The 16284-nt window shown below is 67.4% G+C and carries 13 protein-coding genes and 1 riboswitch; of the genes, 3 read left to right on the forward strand and 10 right to left on the reverse strand.

Features of this window, described 5'->3' with window-relative positions:
• Nucleotides 1-335 precede the first annotated feature (335 nt).
• The 6 genes from BPODLACK_RS01685 to BPODLACK_RS01710 form a co-directional block, all read right to left on the reverse strand.
• Nucleotides 336-1307 carry an ABC transporter substrate-binding protein gene (locus tag BPODLACK_RS01685; RefSeq protein WP_024500271.1) on the reverse strand — a complete coding sequence of 324 codons (972 nt, stop codon included), beginning with the start codon at nucleotides 1305-1307 and terminating at the stop codon, nucleotides 336-338.
• Between the two features lie 43 nt (nucleotides 1308-1350).
• Nucleotides 1351-2163 (reverse strand): hypothetical protein, encoded by an 813-nt coding sequence (locus BPODLACK_RS01690; RefSeq protein ID WP_096272900.1) that lies wholly within the window; start codon nucleotides 2161-2163, stop codon nucleotides 1351-1353.
• A 135-nt stretch (nucleotides 2164-2298) separates the two neighbouring features.
• On the reverse strand, nucleotides 2299-3603 hold the full coding sequence (locus BPODLACK_RS01695) for a wax ester/triacylglycerol synthase domain-containing protein (protein WP_159404576.1): 1305 nt from the start codon (nucleotides 3601-3603) through the stop codon (nucleotides 2299-2301).
• A 25-nt stretch (nucleotides 3604-3628) separates the two neighbouring features.
• Entirely contained in the window at nucleotides 3629-4795 is a 1167-nt protein-coding gene (locus BPODLACK_RS01700; protein WP_159404577.1) for an acyl-CoA dehydrogenase family protein, read from the reverse strand.
• A gap of 12 nt (nucleotides 4796-4807) precedes the next feature.
• Nucleotides 4808-5056, reverse strand: coding sequence for an acyl carrier protein (locus tag BPODLACK_RS01705; protein WP_024500275.1), 249 nt, complete (start codon nucleotides 5054-5056; stop codon nucleotides 4808-4810).
• Nucleotides 5057-5105: 49 nt separating this feature from the next.
• The gene (locus tag BPODLACK_RS01710; RefSeq protein WP_024500276.1) at nucleotides 5106-6449 is read right to left on the reverse strand and encodes a salicylate synthase; all 1344 of its coding nucleotides are present in this window, start codon (nucleotides 6447-6449) and stop codon (nucleotides 5106-5108) included.
• A 149-nt stretch (nucleotides 6450-6598) separates the two neighbouring features.
• Between BPODLACK_RS01710 and BPODLACK_RS01715 the strand changes: the two genes are divergently transcribed.
• On the forward strand, nucleotides 6599-8257 hold the full coding sequence (locus BPODLACK_RS01715) for a (2,3-dihydroxybenzoyl)adenylate synthase (RefSeq protein ID WP_035760984.1): 1659 nt from the start codon (nucleotides 6599-6601) through the stop codon (nucleotides 8255-8257).
• A 64-nt stretch (nucleotides 8258-8321) separates the two neighbouring features.
• On the opposite strand, the gene BPODLACK_RS01720 is transcribed toward BPODLACK_RS01715, so the two are convergent.
• Nucleotides 8322-8669 carry a GNAT family N-acetyltransferase gene (locus BPODLACK_RS01720; protein WP_006435014.1) on the reverse strand — a complete coding sequence of 116 codons (348 nt, stop codon included), beginning with the start codon at nucleotides 8667-8669 and terminating at the stop codon, nucleotides 8322-8324.
• A gap of 183 nt (nucleotides 8670-8852) precedes the next feature.
• Nucleotides 8853-8967: riboswitch (TPP riboswitch) on the forward strand.
• Here BPODLACK_RS01720 and thiC point away from each other — a divergent pair.
• Together thiC and thiD are read left to right on the forward strand one after the other, a co-directional pair.
• Complete coding sequence (gene thiC / locus BPODLACK_RS01725) at nucleotides 8958-10649, forward strand: phosphomethylpyrimidine synthase ThiC (RefSeq protein WP_024500277.1); 1692 nt, start codon at nucleotides 8958-8960, stop codon at nucleotides 10647-10649. (Overlaps the previous riboswitch by 10 nt.)
• Before the next feature lie 77 nt (nucleotides 10650-10726).
• Nucleotides 10727-11527, forward strand: a complete 801-nt coding sequence (thiD, locus tag BPODLACK_RS01730; protein WP_051349686.1) for a bifunctional hydroxymethylpyrimidine kinase/phosphomethylpyrimidine kinase — start codon at nucleotides 10727-10729, stop codon at nucleotides 11525-11527.
• Nucleotides 11528-11563: 36 nt separating this feature from the next.
• Here the strand turns inward: thiD and BPODLACK_RS01735 are convergent, their stop codons facing one another.
• The 3 genes from BPODLACK_RS01735 to BPODLACK_RS01745 are packed head-to-tail and all read right to left on the reverse strand — an operon-like array spanning nucleotide 11564 to nucleotide 16283.
• Complete coding sequence (locus BPODLACK_RS01735) at nucleotides 11564-13216, reverse strand: ABC transporter family substrate-binding protein (protein WP_024500279.1); 1653 nt, start codon at nucleotides 13214-13216, stop codon at nucleotides 11564-11566.
• The gene (locus BPODLACK_RS01740; RefSeq protein WP_024500280.1) at nucleotides 13213-15288 is read right to left on the reverse strand and encodes a dipeptide ABC transporter ATP-binding protein; all 2076 of its coding nucleotides are present in this window, start codon (nucleotides 15286-15288) and stop codon (nucleotides 13213-13215) included. The genes BPODLACK_RS01735 and BPODLACK_RS01740 overlap by 4 nt, the downstream gene beginning before the upstream one ends.
• Nucleotides 15285-16283, reverse strand: a complete 999-nt coding sequence (locus tag BPODLACK_RS01745) for an ABC transporter permease (protein WP_024500281.1) — start codon at nucleotides 16281-16283, stop codon at nucleotides 15285-15287. The genes BPODLACK_RS01740 and BPODLACK_RS01745 overlap by 4 nt, the downstream gene beginning before the upstream one ends.
• Between the last annotated feature and the right edge of the window lies 1 nt (nucleotide 16284).

A 16284-nucleotide genomic window follows, 5' to 3' on the forward strand; every position in this document is an offset into this window, starting at 1 on the left:
TCGAGTGGCCACGGCCCGACCCGCGATCCGGGTCGGGCCGTTCTTTCGTTGCGGGGACAGCGGTTCGAGGGAGTACGATCCCTCGCTACGCTCACCCAGATTGACGGCGCGCGACATCGATCCGACTGGACGACATCAGCCGAGGTCGCACAGCCGGAGCCGTGTCGCATGCGACGTCATTCCGCACTCGCTCAACCGATTCGACGAACCACCCCCTCGCTCCCTGAGGTGCGAGGAGCGCAAGCGACGAGCCTCGAAGGGCTGGCGACACGACGTCGCCGGCCCTTCGAGGCTCGCTCCGCTCACACCTCAGGGAGCATTCCAGGCTTTGGAGATCAGCTCGTCGCGGCCGCGAAGCTCGGCTTGAGCAGGTCCAGCACGTACGGCACCGAATTCGGCGACGGCGCGTTGAGACCGGTGATCTGCGACTGCGACATGAAGGTGACCGCGTTGTTCTTCACGGCCTTCAGATTCTTGTAACCCGGTAGCTTGCGGAGGGTTTCGGCCTGCTCCGGCGTCGCGGTGGCGACGACGAGGACGTCGGCGTCGAGCATCGGGATGTTCTCGGTGCTGAGGCCGAAGCGGGGATTGCGGGTGCGCTGGTACTCGGCGACCAGCTTCGGCGCCATCTCCATCTTCAGTTCGCTGAAGAGCTTCGCCGCACCGTCGTTCGGATCACCGAGTACCGACAGCTGGTCGTTTCCGTACATGAAGGCCAGCGCGTAGGTCTTGCCGGCGAGACCGGGGAACTCCTTGCCGACGGCGGCGACCTTCGCGTTGGTGTCGTCGATGATCTCGGTCGCCTTGTCCGGTTGGTGCAAGACGGTGCCCATGACCGTCACCATGTCCTGCCAGGGGTCGATCTCCTGGCCGCTGATGGAGTTGACCGTCGGCGCGAGCTTCGCGATCTGTTCGAATTCCGGGCTGTTCGAGGCGAAGCCGGGTGCGAAGATCAGATCCGGGTCGAGCTTGGCGATGGTCGTGGCGTCATCGCCCTTGGTCGGGTCGATGAACGTCGAGTCGGCGAGCTTCTGGCCGTACCACGGCTGCAGTTCTCCCGTCGCCGACTTGGAGTAGTCGTAGTAGCCGACCGGGGTGACACCGAACGAGAGCGCCACGTCGGTCCACTGGTCGCCCAGGGTCACGATCCGCTTCGGCGTCTCCGGGATGGTCACCGACCGACCGTCGGGCAGGTTCAGTTGCACCGACCCACCGGCCGAGTCGTCCGAACTCGAACAGCCGGCCAGCAGGCCCGCGAACATGAACACACCCGTGATGAGCGCGCCGAAACGAAGTCGTGAGGTCACGTCAGATCTCCAGAACAGTAGGTGTCGACGAACGGTGAGGGTCTCAGAGCGAGCAGGGCAGCAGGACGAAGCTGGCGATGAGGCAGACGCTGCTGTTCGACAGCTTCCACTTGTCACCGCTCCACACCCAGGTCATCGCACGGTTCTGGCTGCCCCGTCCGACGACGCTGATCTGCAGGGGGGCGGTCATCTTGTTGCCGCTGATCTGCACCGGACCGACCATCTGGTAGCTGAGGCCGACATTTCCGTAGGTGGTGATCGCCTGGGCGACCGCGTCGATCTGACGCAGGGCACGCTCGCCGCCCTGGAGTTCGGCGGCGCGAGCGGCACGGTTGCCGCGAGAGTTCATGACGATCTTGACCTTGGTGTTGAGCTGGCCTGGCGTCAGCGCCGTCGGGGCCGCGGCGGCCTGCTGCTGCGGGGGCGCGGCAGAAGTGCCCGGCGCGGGTGCCGGCGCGGGCGCGGCGGCGTCGGGGCCCGCACCGACCGTGCCACCGCTCTCGGGCACGTTCTCCGTCGCAGCGGGTGCGGGTGCTGCCGCCGGGGCGGGCTGCCCGGGCGCGGCGGCCGGCTGCTGGGTGGCGGCCGGACCCACCAGGCCCTGCTGCTGGGGTGCCTGTGCGGAACCCAGGTTCACGACGGTCGGCTGCGCCGCCGACGCCGTGTCGTTGCGTTCGCTGACCACGATGCCGACCACGCCGATGGTGACGACGATCGCCGAGATCACCGCCGCGACACCCGCCGATGCCAGCACCGTCGGAATGCTGACCCCGCCCGAGCGCTTCTCCGAACCGGCTTCCGGCTCGTGGGTGTCACCCACGTATCCCGGGTCCTGGTAGCCGACGTCGTTCTGCATGGTGTTCTCCGTGTTTTCTTCGGTATGGCGTGTTCACTCGTCTGGCGTGGCCGCGCGCTCGATCGGCGTCACCACGTACTGCATCGTTCCCGATTTCCACCGGGATTACTAGGCAAGCCTAAGCTAGCTTCACTGTCACTCGGGCGTTAGGGCCTCGTTCAGCACCTTGTCGAATGTCGTGACGAACTTCTCCGCGTAGTCGGGCAGTGCCTCCGCATCGGTGACGATGCCGAAACTCGTCGTGGTGCCGAGGATGAGGACCGTCACCGAGAAGGAGTAGCCGGCCAGCGGCGACAGCGGGGTGAGGCTCACGATCGACCTGCCCAGCACCGACCGCACCCTCGAGAAGCCGGGGTTGATGCCGATGTGGATGTCCGGGTGCATGTGCGCCATCGAGGCGTTCACGATGGCGCGCTGCAGGCCCCACAGCGGCGCGCGCGGGAGGTCGTCCGCCGCTGCGAGATAGAGTTCGGGCCGCCGTTGCGCGATCGTGGCCAGCTCACCACGAGCCCGTTCGATCTGCTGCGACAGGTCGGTCTCGTTGCCGGGCAGGTTGAGCAGCGCCACGGACACCGCGTTGCCGGTGTGCCGGAACTCCTCGTCGAGGGTCACCGGAAGCGTCACGCGGAGGACCTCCGCCGGCGGCGACGCCGGCGGATCGAGGCTGAGGGCCCGGCCGATGGCCCCGAGGACGAACTCGTGCACGCTGGAACCGTTGGCCTTGGCCGCTTTACGAAGAGCGCGGGTCGACGTGCCGAACAGCGCATGTTCACGACGCCCCGACTTCGTCAGGCTCGGCCAGGCGCGCTTCTTGCCACCACCGGCGGCGTGCTGATCGTTGAACGCCGCCTTGGCCTCGCCCAGCTTCTCCGGGTCGATACCGCTGATGTGGAACCGGGGACTCGTGGCGAACCGCTCGAACTCGGCGAGGTCCTCGCGCTCACCGTCGGCGAGCAATGCCGCGAAGGCCGCACCGGCGATGCCGTCGGAGATGCTGTGATGCACGCGGAGCAACACCCACTGACGCACGCCCTCGGCGCCCGCAGAGGGTGTGAACAGCGTGATGTCCCAGAACGGACGCGGACGCGGCAACGGCGTCTCCAGGAGCTTGGAGACACGACGCTGCAGGTGCTCGCGATCGGTGAAGCCGAGTTCCGAGACGTGTTCGCCCGCATCCCAGTTCTCGTCGGCGAGCACCACCTCGGGCTTGCGCCAGCGGCCGTTCTTGACACCCAGCCGGAAGATCTCGAACAGCCGGCCCCGTTCACGCACCCGGGCACGGACCTCGTCGAGGCCGAGAAGCGTTCCACCCGTCTCGAGTTCGAGGATCATCGACCAGTGCATGGGCCGGCTGTCGGTGTCCATGTGCAGGTAGGTGTGGTCCGGGGGTGCGAGCTCGGTGACGCGAGCGTCGGCCGGGGAAGTGACTGTGCTGTTCATCGATGACCGCCTGGATGAAGGACGCTCAGGGCGCCTGGGTGAGAGAACCGGAGAAGTGCTGCTGGTAACGCTCGGTGTCGGGTTTCATGGCCGCGGCGACCAGTTCCCACAGCACCTCGTCGGTACCGCCACCGACGCGCGCGAGTTTCATGTCGCGCCACCAGCGTCCGATCGGGGTCTCGGTCTCGAGGTAACCGATACCGCCGAAGATGTGCAGGCATTCCGAGGCGACCTCTTCGCCCAGGTTCGCCGCGGTCGCCTTGAGTGCCGCCGCGGTCCGGAGGTTGATCCTGCCCCCGGCGGCGACGCCGTCGAGCGAGTAGCTCAGCACATCCACGCGGGCCTGCAGGTCCGCAAGACGCAGGCGGAGTGCCTGATGGTCGTAGAGCTTCTTGCCGAACTGGGTACGCTCCATCATGCGGGCGAGCGTCACGCCGAGCATCACCTCACAGGCGGCCGCGATCTGCGCGGCGACCGAATAGCGTTCGTGTGCAAGGCCCCAGCTGATGATCGCCAGACCCGTGCCCGGGCGGGCGATCAGCGCCTCCTCGGGGATCCACGTGTCGATGGCGACCGGGGCGGTGTCGAGCGGTCCGGCACCCAGCTTCTGATACGGCGCGCCGACGCGGACCTGGTCGACCGGCACCGCGGCGAGCGCGACGTTGCCTCCGGCGTCGGGGCCGTCCTCGACGCCACGACACACGACGAACATGTAGTCGGCGATCGGCGACAGCGAGACGAACTTCTTGTTCCCCACGACGCGGTATCCGCCGTTCTCGCCGAAGATCCGCGTCTCCGAGTTCTGCAGGTCCGACCCGCCCTGCTCCTCCGAGGCGCCGATGCACAGGACGGCGTCGGTGGTCATCGCCCGGTACGCGAGATCTTTCAGGAAGTCGTTGCGGCCGAAGCGTCGGAGGATGGCGATCGCCGAATCGTGCAGGCTGACACCGACGCCGATCGCGGCCGAGCCCAGCGATCCGAGACGACGGCCCAAGGCGAAGTGGTCATGGAGGTCGGTGAGCTTGCGATCCTCCCACTTCCGGGTGAAAACCCCTGCCTCGCCGAGATGTTCGAGCAACGGACGGGGAAATCGATGATCCCTCTCGGCCTGCGCCGTCCACGCGGTGACCTTCTCGTCGAACGCGTCGTCGAGCAACTCTTCGAACGTCTGCACTCCGGTGTCCACACTCATCCCCCACACCCCCTAGGCCGGTGTTCCGGCCTTCGAGCGGACCAGGTCTTCGAGATCTCCGACCGTCGTGGATTCGACGAGTTCACGTTCGGTGAGCTTCACGCCGAGACGCTCCTCGATCGCCACGACACCGATGGCGAATGCCACCGAGTCGAGCCCCAGGTCGTCGATCAGCCTCGACTCGCGGGTGACGTCGCCGAGCGCGAGGTCGAGGTCCTCGGCGAGGATTCCTTGTAGCGCTTCGGTGATGTTGTCGGACATGTGATCACTCCTGAGGTGACGATGGTGTTGGGTCGGATGTAACGGGTGGTCAGCGTGGGATGACATAGGGCGCGACGCTGCCCAATTTCTCACAGGTCTCCTCGAACTCGCGCTCAGGTGTCGACTGCGCGACGATGCCGGCACCGGCGCGCAGCCACGCTTTGCCCCCGGTCGCGAAGACGGTACGCAGTGCGAGGGTCGCCTCAAGCTCCCCCGACGACGACGCGACGAGTATCGCACCGGAATACGGGCCGCGACGCCGGGACTCGAGCCGGTCGATGGCCTCGACGGCCGGGGTCTTCGGAACCCCCGAAGCGGTGATCGATGGGAAAACGACTTCGAGTGCGCGCCAAGATGTTTCGCCGTCAGCGAGAGTGCCCTTCACGGTGGAGGCCAGGTGCTGGACGCTGCCCCGCTCACGCACCTCCATGAACTCGCTCACCGCAGTCGTGCTCGCGGCCGAGATCGACGCGATCTCGTCGAAGCAGGCACGAACCGACATCGCGTGCTCGGCGACCTCTTTGGCGTCACCCAGAAGCTCGGCGCGGGCGGCGGCATCACGCTCGGTCGAGATTCCGAAAGCCCTTGTACCCGCGAGAGGTTCGGTCACCACCGTCCGGTCGCCGTGCACCGCGACCACGAGCTCGGGACTGAATCCGGCGGCCGCGAGATCACCGAGCGACAGCAGATACGAACGCGCCGGGGTGTTGTCCGCGCGACCCCGCGCGTAGGTGGCGGGGATGTCGACCGGGAACGGGATGTCGACGACGCGGGAGAGGATGACCTTCTGATAGCGTCCGGCGGCGATCTCGGCGACGGCGGTGGCGACGCGACTGCGGTAGTCCTCCGAGTCGACTCGCACATCGACCGGGCGCGACTCGCCGGGAGCGCTTGCCGTGAGGGCGATCTCGAGGAGACGACGTGCTCGATCGGGATCGGCGGTGCCGGTGTCCACGCCATCCGCGTCGACGAAGGCCTCGAACTCGGGAACGATCAGATGCGCGAGGACCGTGTCGTCGGGAACACGGTCGAGGATGCCGTGGTACGGCGCGCAGAAGTCGAAACCGACCCAGCCGTAGAGACGCCAGTCGGCGATCGACAGGGATTCCGTCGCCGCGGCGAGAGCATCTGCCGGGTCGCCGTGCCACGCAGTGGTCGTCCGGCGCCCCCGGTCGTCGACGATGACCTCGCTGCGCGTGACGATCACACGCGCACGGACGCCCGCGGCGAAAGTCCAGCGACGGTTGCGCTCGTAGACGACGTGGTCGCCGAACTCGCCCGAACCCGCCCAGGCCGCCGAGATCTCGGCGGCAGCGGAGTCGCTGACCGGCGTCGCCGGACCGGGCCCCGCAGCGTCGAGCGTCGGGGTTCGCGAATCGGTCGTCAGCGACATGTCCTTGTCCTCCGGTCGTGGGCGGCAGCGCCAGTGATCTTAGAGATATTAGGACAGCCTAAGCAAACAACTCTACGATCGATGGCGTGGCTCACATCAGCGACCGATCGGTAAGGTTACCCTATCCTGCCTGTGTTTGAATGGGTCCCATGCAGACGCATCTGGACCGAGTGACCGACCTGCTCGACGGTTTCACCCCGTACGCCGACGTCCAGGCCGAGCGCTACCGGGACGCCGGACTGTTCCGCGGCCTCCCGCTGTTCGCGAGCTTCGACGCCAGTGCCGATCGCATCCCCGAGGCGCCGGCCGTCACCGATGCGTCGACCGACGGACCGCGGACGCTCAGCTACTCCGACCTGCGTGCCGCCTCGCTGCGTCGTGCGGCAGGTTTCGTCGAGGCCGGACTCCGGCCCGGACAACGCGTCGTCCTGCAGCAGAACAACTCCCTCGACTTCGTCGTGAACCTGTTCGGTCTGCTCCGCGCGGGCATCGCCCCGGTGATGACCCTGCCCGCCCACCGGATCACCGAGATCGCCCACCTCGCGGCCGGCGCCGGGGCCGTCGCCTACATCGGCGAGGACGGACGGCGCGGCTTCGACTTCCGGGATCTCGCCACCGAGCTGCAATCCCGCGTCCCGGACGTCGAGCACGTGTTCATCTCCGGCGATCCCGGTCCGTTCCGGGCCGCACCGGATACGGACCCCGCCGCGGTCGACCTCCCGTCCCCGCCGGATCCCGGTCTCCCGGCGCTGTTCCTGGTCTCGGGCGGCACCACCGGTCTGCCCAAACTGATCGCGCGCACCCACGACGACTACGACCTCAATGCGCGACTGTCGAGCGACGTCGCGAACCTGACGGCCGACGACACGTACCTGGTCGCGCTGCCCGCGGCCCACAACTTCCCGCTGTGCTGCCCGGGCATCCTCGGCGTCCTCGGCGTCGGCGGCCACGTCGTCTTCACCGACAACCCCAGCCCCGACCACACCTTCGACCTCATCGAACGCCACCGCGTCACGGTGACCGCGCTGGTCCCCGCCCTCGCGCAGCTGTGGTGCGCGGCGACCGAGTGGGAACCCGCGGACATCAGCTCCCTGCGACTCCTCCAGGTCGGCGGCGCCAAGCTGGCCCACCCCGACGCCGTCGCGCTCGACGAGGCGCTCGGCGACGTGGTCCAGCAGGTGTTCGGCATGGCCGAGGGGCTCATCTGCTACACCCGGCCGGACGAACCGCGCGATCTCGTCCACGAGGTGCAGGGTTCACCGATGTCCGAGTTCGACGAGGTGCGCGTCGTCGACGACCAGGGCGCCGACGTTCCCGACGGCGAAGAGGGCGAACTGCTGGTGCGCGGCCCGTACACGATCCGCGGGTACTACCGGGCGGACGCCCACAACGAGAAGTCCTTCACCCCCGACGGCTTCTACCGATCGGGGGACAAGGTGACCCGCCTGCCCTCCGGACACCTGTCGGTGACCGGCCGCATCAAGGACACCGTCGTCCGGGCCGGCGAGAACGTCGCTGCCGACGACGTCGAGGAGAACCTGCTCGCACACCCGTCGGTGCGACAGGTCGCGGTGGTCGGGCTGCCCGACGATGCGCTAGGTGAGAAGATCTGCGCCGCGGTCGTGCTCTCCCACGACCATCCGCCGGCCCAGCCGCTCGAACTGGCCGCGCTCCGCACGTTCCTCGCCGACCGCGGCCTCGCGTCGTTCAAGCTCCCCGACGTGGTCCGCATCGTGCGGTCCCTGCCCGTCACCGCCGTCGGCAAGATCGACAAGAAGGTCCTGCGTACGACGCTGCTGGCGGGATGAGCCGGTTGAGCCGCCCTTCCCGCTGGTTGAGCCGCCCTTCCCGCTGGTTGAGCCTGTCGAAACCTCACACGGGCGCGAGCTCCACGATTCCCGGGTGATGGTCGAGGTAGTCCTTGGTGAACGAACACACCGGCCGGATCCGCGCGTTGTGTTCACGGGCGAAATGGATGACCGTCCGGGTGAGACGCGTCGCAAGCCCGTGGCCGGTGTACTCGTCGTAGAGCACGGTGTGCAGAACGGTGATGGTCGTCTGGCCGTCGACGGTCTCCATCGAATAGCCGAGTACGCCGACGAGATCGCCCGCAACCCAGAGTTCGAACCGTTCGCGGTCGGGATTGTGCACCACCTGAGCGATCTGCTGCAGGATGGACCTCGCCGATTGCGGCGGTCGATGCCGGTTCTTGCGTAGCACCTACACCTCCTCATGTCGTCACCGTCTGCGGGTCACCGGCATCACGCCACTTCTTGACGTTCGGCCCCCTGTGACTAGGGTCACACCCTACCTTACGGATCCGTAACTGCTGAGAAAGGGTCTCGATCTGCCTGGCATCGGGTGGCTGCTCCGCGGACGTTGTATGGTGGCGAGCGCAACACAACTACACACCGCGGGGGCTCTCACGATGACCGAGGGCTGAGATGGCGACGGGCGGTCGCCGACCGCTCGAACCTGTCCGGGTAATGCCGGCGTAGGGAGACCATCATGGGCACACGTGTATCCACCACACCCACCACTGCAACCTTCGAAGACGGCGGACTGACCACGGGACCGATCGAGGGCAGTTCCAAGCACTACCTCGCCGTCGATCATCTCCGCGTACCGCAGCGTCGGATCCACCTCACCAACGGCGAACACCTCGACGTCTACGACACCTCGGGTCCGTACACGGACACCGAAACCGAGATCGATGTGGAGCGCGGACTGCCGAAGACCCGCGACTCGTGGCACCGCCCGGAACCGATCGACGGCGCGAGCACCCAGCTCGCGTGGGCACGAGCGGGGATCATCACCGACGAGATGCGGTTCATCGCCGCGCGTGAGGGCGTCGACGCCGAACTCGTCCGCTCCGAGGTGGCCATCGGTCGCGCGGTGATCCCGGCCAACCATCGTCACCCCGAATCGGAGCCGATGATCATCGGCAAGCGGTTCGCGGTGAAAATCAATGCGAACATCGGGAATTCGGCGGTGCGCAGCTCGATCGCCGACGAGGTCGAGAAGATGGTGTGGGCCACGCGTTGGGGCGCCGACACGATCATGGACCTCTCGACCGGCGCCGACATCCACACCACGCGCGAGTGGATCCTGCGCAACTCCCCCGTACCGGTCGGCACCGTGCCCATCTATCAGGCACTCGAGAAGGTGAACGGCGATCCGGTCGCCTTGACGTGGGAGATCTACCGCGACACCGTGATCGAGCAGGCAGAGCAGGGAGTCGACTACATGACGGTGCACGCCGGGGTCCTGCTCCGCTACGTGCCGCTGACCGCCCGGCGGGTCACCGGAATCGTCTCCCGAGGCGGTTCGATCATGGCCGCCTGGTGTCTGGCTCACCACGAGGAGTCGTTCCTGTACACGCACTTCGACGAACTGTGCGAGATCTTCCGCCGCTACGACATCACCTTCTCCCTCGGCGACGGACTACGGCCGGGGTCGATCGCGGACGCCAACGACGAAGCCCAGTTCGCCGAACTGCGCACCCTCGGCGAACTCACCACCATCGCCAAATCCCATGGCGTGCAGGTGATGATCGAGGGACCCGGACACATCCCGATGCACAAGATCGCCGAGAACGTGCGCCTGGAGGAAGAACTCTGCGAAGAGGCACCCTTCTACACACTGGGTCCCCTGGCCACCGACATCGCACCCGCCTACGACCACATCACCTCCGCGATCGGTGCGGCGATGATCGCCCAGGCGGGAACGGCGATGCTCTGTTACGTGACGCCCAAGGAGCATCTCGGGCTGCCCGACCGCGACGACGTGAAGGTCGGCGTCATCACGTACAAGATCGCGGCCCACTCCGCAGACCTCGCGAAGGGGCATCCCCGGGCACAGGAACGTGATGACGCATTGAGCAAGGCGCGCTTCGAGTTCCGCTGGATCGACCAGTTCAACCTCGCCCTCGACCCGGACACCGCCCGCGAGTACCACGACGAGACCCTGCCGGCCGAACCCGCGAAGACAGCTCACTTCTGCTCGATGTGTGGTCCCAAGTTCTGCTCGATGCGGATCTCCGCCGACGTGCGCGCCTACGCGGAGGAGAACAACCTGGTGACCGCCGAGGACATCGACCGCAAGATCGCCGAGGGCATGGCCGCGAAGTCGGCCGAGTTCGCCGAGGGCGGCAACCGCGTGTACCTGCCCCTCGAGGCCAGTCGAGGCGGTTCCGCGTGACCGGCCAGCCACCGCAAGGCCACGGGGACCTCGAATTGCTGCCCGTCGCGGCACCGGGTGAGACGCCGGTCCGCGTGATGACCATCGCCGGATCGGATTCCGGTGGCGGCGCCGGCATCCAGGCCGACATGCGCACCTTCGCGCTGCTCGGCCTGCACGGTTGCGTCGCGGTGACCGCGGTGACCGTGCAGAATTCACTGGGCGTCAGCGGCTTTCAGGAGATCGCACCGGAGACCGTGTCCGCCCAGATCCGCACGGTCGCCGACGACATCGGGATCGGCGCCGCCAAGACCGGCATGCTGGCGTCGGCGCCGATCATCGACGCGGTCGTCGCCCAGTGCACAGACAGCGGTATCGGTCGCGACACGTCGACACCGCTCGTCGTCGACCCGGTATGTGCTTCGATGCACGGGAACCAGCTACTCGCGGATTCCGCCCTGGACACTCTGCGCGACAAGCTGTTCCCTCTCGCGACGGTGGTGACCCCGAACCTCGACGAGGTCCGGCTCATCACCGGGGTCGACGTCGTCGACACCGATTCCCAGCGTGATGCGGCAAAAGCATTGTTCGATCTCGGGCCCGCCTGGGCCCTGGTCAAGGGTGGACACCTGCGCTCCAGCGACCACTCCCCCGACCTGCTCTACGACGGTGCGGAGTTCATCGAGCTCAACCACGAGCGCATCGACACGACCCACGACCACGGGGCCGGCGACACCCTCGCCGCCGCGATCACCTGCGCTCTGGCACACGGGTACTCGGTGCCCGACGCCGTCGCGTTCGCGAAGGAGTGGGTCACCCGCGGACTCGCCGCAGCTTATCCGCTCGGCGCCGGCCACGGCCCGGTGAACCCGCTGTGGCGGGTGGGCCCCAACCGCTGAAGCGTCGCCCGCCACCGTCGAGGTCGATGGGCGACCCTACTTCTCCCAGCCGATGTCCTCGATCGGACCGACGTAGAACTGTCCCGCACCGTAATTGGCGAGATCTTCTTTCACCGCGACCATCGCCGGACCGTTGAAGAGCGGGAGGTTCGAGTACTGGGCGAATGCCTCGCGCTCGACCTTGTTCCCGGCCGCGATCTGGGCCATCGGGTCGCCGATCCGTGTCATCGCCCTGATCTGTGCATCGAGTTGGGGAGTGCCGGCCCCGGCGGGGTTGAACTGCGAGTCGCTGCACCACACCTGGCAGAAGTAGGCCATGCCGAACGGATCGCTCGAGGAGAAGCCCATCATGAACAGGTCGAACTCCTTGTTCACCACGACGGCGGAGAAGTCCGACGAGGGACGTTGTTGCACCACGAGATCGACGCCGACCTTGCCCAGGATCGCCTGGAGCGCCCGTGACAGGTTGGCGCCGGTTGCGTCGTCGCCGACGTTGGGCAACACCAGCGACAGCCGTTTGCCGTTCTTCTCGCGGATGCCGTCCCCGCCCTCACGCCACCCGGCTTCCTCCAGCAGCGCCGCCGCCTTGCCCGGGTCGTAGGACACCACCCCCGCGAGGTTGTCCTCATACCCCGGCTGGAAGGGGTACAACGACAGCGAACCGGGGAGTTCCTCGGTGTAGTTCAAACCGGTGAACCGGATGCGCGCCAGGGTCTGCCGGTCGATCGCGGCGAACACCGCCTCTCGGACGACGCGGTCGGACAGTATCGGCGCATCGAGATTCAGTACGAGCAGCGCCTGCTGCGGCGACGCAGCGGTCCGGATGTCGATGCCGTTCATCGTGAGCACCCGTGCACGCGCGTCCTTGGCCGCCACCCCGGTCGCGTCGATCTCGCCGTTCTGGAAAGCATTGAGCGCCGCCTGCGACTCCATCTGCCGGAAGATCCGCCGGTCGAGTTTTCCGGGCCTCCCCCACCACTTCGGATTGCGTTCGAAGACGACGGTCCCGTTGTCGGCGTCATACGAGGAGACCGTGTACGGTCCTGCACCCCATTCCGGATGCGGTTGCCGTACATAGCCTTCGTTGTACACCTCGGGCGAGGTGGCCTTCGGATGGAGCACGACGTTGAACAAGCCGTCGGGCCAGGCGTAGACGCCGTCGAAGCGCACGATGACCTCGCGGTCGTCGACACCGCGGGTGACCGAGGCGATCTGGCTGTACCCGTCGGTGGAACTGACGATGTAGCGGTCGTCGACACCCCGACTGGTGCGCCACGTCTCGACGAAGGCGCGGTAATCGATCGGCGTGCCGTCGTTGAAGAACGCCTTCGGGTTGATCGTGTAGGTGACCACCGTGTTCCGGCCGACGGTCTCGGTACGGACTCCGGTGAGGTAGTCGGGGTTCGGCGAGTACCGTCCGTCGGGCGAGAAGTAGGCCAGTACCGGGTTGTACCAGCGCCACAGACTCAACGTGTAGGCGCTGGCATCTGCGTGGAAGGTGTTCCACTGGGGCGACACCTCGGTGATGGCCGTCGTGAGGCTGCCGCCGTCCTCGAGGTTCTCCCGGGGTTGCGGATTGAGCGAGGCACCCTCGGTCTTCACCGCACCGCTGTCGACCGCTGCGCCGCAACCGGTCACGCAGGCGATGGTCAGGAGCACCGCGGTGATGAACCGCGACCAGCGCCTCACTGCTCCACCTCCAGGAAGTGGCATGCCGCTCGGTGGTCGCCGCGAACAACACCATCGTGGTCCGCCGGCCGTAGCCGGGGAACGACGGTGCGGCACCGCTCGCGACGTTCGTCGTCGAGCTGCGCGTGCAACGGACAACGACTCGTGAAGCTGCACCCGACGATCTCGTCTGTCGCGCTCGGTTGTTCGCCGGTCAGGACGATCCGCCGCCGTTCGCGTTCGACGCGCGGGTCGGGAATCGGCACCGCCGACAGCAGCGCTCGGGTGTAGGGATGGGCGGGTTCGGCGAAGACCGCCTCGGTGGGTCCGGCCTCCACGATCGCCCCCAGGTACATCACCGCGGTGCGGTCGGCGAGATGTCGCACCACGGAGAGATCGTGTGCGACAACCAGATAGGCGACATCACCGTCGGCCTGCAGTCGCCGGATCAGATTGACGACGTCCGCCTGCACCGAGACGTCGAGTGCCGACAGCGGTTCGTCGAGGATGATCAAGTCGGGGTCGGTGGCCAGTGCCCGCGCGATGGCGATCCGTTGTCTCTGACCGCCGGAGAAGGCGGCGGGGAAACGGTCGGCGTGAACAGGGTCGAGCCCGACCCGTCGCATCAGGCGCGTCACCTTCTCCTCCGCCTCCGCCTTCGGGATTCCCAGTGCCCGAAGCGGTTCGGCGATGAGGTCGAAGGCGGTGAACCTCGGGTCGAGCGCGTCCGACGGATCCTGGAAGACGATCGACGCCCGCTGCCGCAGCGCGCGCGCCTCCCGCGCGCGGACCGCCGCCGGATCCACCCCGCCGATCCGCACGACACCCTTCGGCTGCGCGAAGTCCATGATCTCCAGCAGGGTCGTCGACTTGCCACTACCCGATTCCCCGACGAGTGCCATCGACTCGCCGCGTCGGATGTCGAAGCTGATGCCGTTGACCGCCCGCACCGATCCCACTCGCCGCTTGAGGAAACCGCTGGTCAGCGGGAAGACCTTCGTCATGTCCACCACGTCGAGGACGGTCGGCCGCTCGACCCGCTCGATTGCGGCCACCGATGTCACCGGCACGTCGGGCAGCGGGAACACCGGCTCACCGTCGATCCGGCCGTCGGCATCGATCTCCCGCGCGCGGACGCAGGCCACCCGGTGGTCGCCGCTCAGCTCCGCCAGGGCCGGCTCGGTCCGACCGCAGTCGTCGAGCGCGACGGGACACCGTGGCATGAACTGACATCGGTCCTGTACGTCGATGAGGACCGGTGGCGACCCCGGGATCGGGATCAACGCGTCGGTCCGCCGGTCCACGCGCGGCACGGCCCCCAGCAACCCGATGGTGTACGGCATGCGCGGCCCGCCGAAGAGCGTGTCGACGTCGGCGGTCTCCACCGACCGGCCGGCATACATGACCACGACGTCGTCGGCATGGCCCGCGACGACGCCGAGATCGTGCGTGATCAACAGCATCGCGGCACCGGTCTCCCGGCGCGCGGTGGCGAGCAGGTCGAGGATCTGGGCCTGGATGGTCACGTCCAGGGCGGTGGTCGGTTCGTCGGCGATGATCACCGACGGGTCGTTGGCGATCGCCATCGCGATCATCACACGCTGACGCATCCCGCCGGACAACTCGTGCGGAAAAGCCTTCGCGCGGCGTCCCGGATCAGCGATGCCGACCAGGTCGAGCAGCTCGACCGACCGCGCCCAGGCCGCCTTGGCGGTGACCGACTGGTGCGCCCGCAGCGCCTCGGAGATCTGCGCACCCACCGTGAACACCGGGGTCAGCGACGACAACGGGTCCTGGAAGACCATCGCGATCTCCGAACCCCGGACCGCCGACATCTGCTTGTCCGACAACCCGATCAGCTCCCGGTCCCGTAGGACGACCGATCCGCTGACGTGCGCGGAGTCCGGCAGCAGTCCCAGAACCGCCAGTGCCGACACCGATTTCCCCGATCCCGATTCGCCGACGATGGCCGTGGTTCGGCCGGGTCGCAGGTCGAGGTCGAGACCGCGGACGGCGTCGACGATCCCGGCCTCGCTGCCGAAATCCACTCTCAGGTCACGGACCGTCAGCACCGCGTCGGACCGGCTCGTCATCGGCGGGTACCTCCACTCGACGTCGGGTCGAAGGCGTCGCGCAGACCGTCGGCGATGAGCGCCATCGACACCGTCAGGAGCGCCAGCACGGCGGCGGGGAACCAGAACAGCCACGGTGACGCGGCGAGGGTCCCGGCACCCGCCTGCAGGAGCGAGCCCAGGGTGACGTCGGGGATCTTGACCCCGAATCCGAGGAACGACAGACCCGTCTCGGCGAGCACGGCCGCCACCACGCCGAGTGCGAAGTTGATCACCAGCAACGACGCGATGTTGGGCAGGATGTGCCGCAGGATGATCGCCGGCGGGGACACCCCCAGATACTTTGCCGCGGTGACGTAGTCGCGCTCCCGGATGGTCACCGCCAGCGAGTGGATCACGCGCGCGAGCATCATCCAGCCGAATGCGATGAGCACGACGATCAGCCACCGCCAGTCGCCACCGGTGCTGTTCGAGACCAGGGCGAGGATGAGGAACGTGGGCACCACGAGCAGCAGGTAGACGACACCCAGGATGACGCGCTGTACCCAACCGCCGAAATAGGCCGCGATCCCGCCGAGGAACGCGGCGATCGCGGTCGTCCCGATCGACACGGTCAGCGCGATCGTCAGCGAGCGCTGGAGTCCGTGCACCACTTGCGCATACAGGTCGTTGCCGGCGTCGTTGGTGCCGAACCAGTGGGCGCCCTCTGCTCCTTGCGTCGACGGCGGGAAGCCGATGGCCAGGAAATCGGTGTCGGTGTAGGTGTAGGCGGTGAACAGCCCGCCGAACACAGCGAAGAAGACGAGCAGGACGAACATGACCAGGCCCAGCACCGCGGAACGGTTGCGCGCGTATCGTTTGGCGAAGATCACGACCCGGCCGGCACGACGCCTCGCCAGCGGCGCCGACGCGGTGTCCGACTCGTCGAGGAGACCGCCGGTCTCGCCCATGATCGGGGCGGTGGCATCGAGGTGCCCGGACTGCGGTCCGCGCGGTTCGGGTGGCATCATCGCCATC

This window comes from Gordonia sp. YY1, assembly GCF_009872315.1.
In the GTDB taxonomy this organism is placed as follows: domain Bacteria; phylum Actinomycetota; class Actinomycetes; order Mycobacteriales; family Mycobacteriaceae; genus Gordonia; species Gordonia amicalis.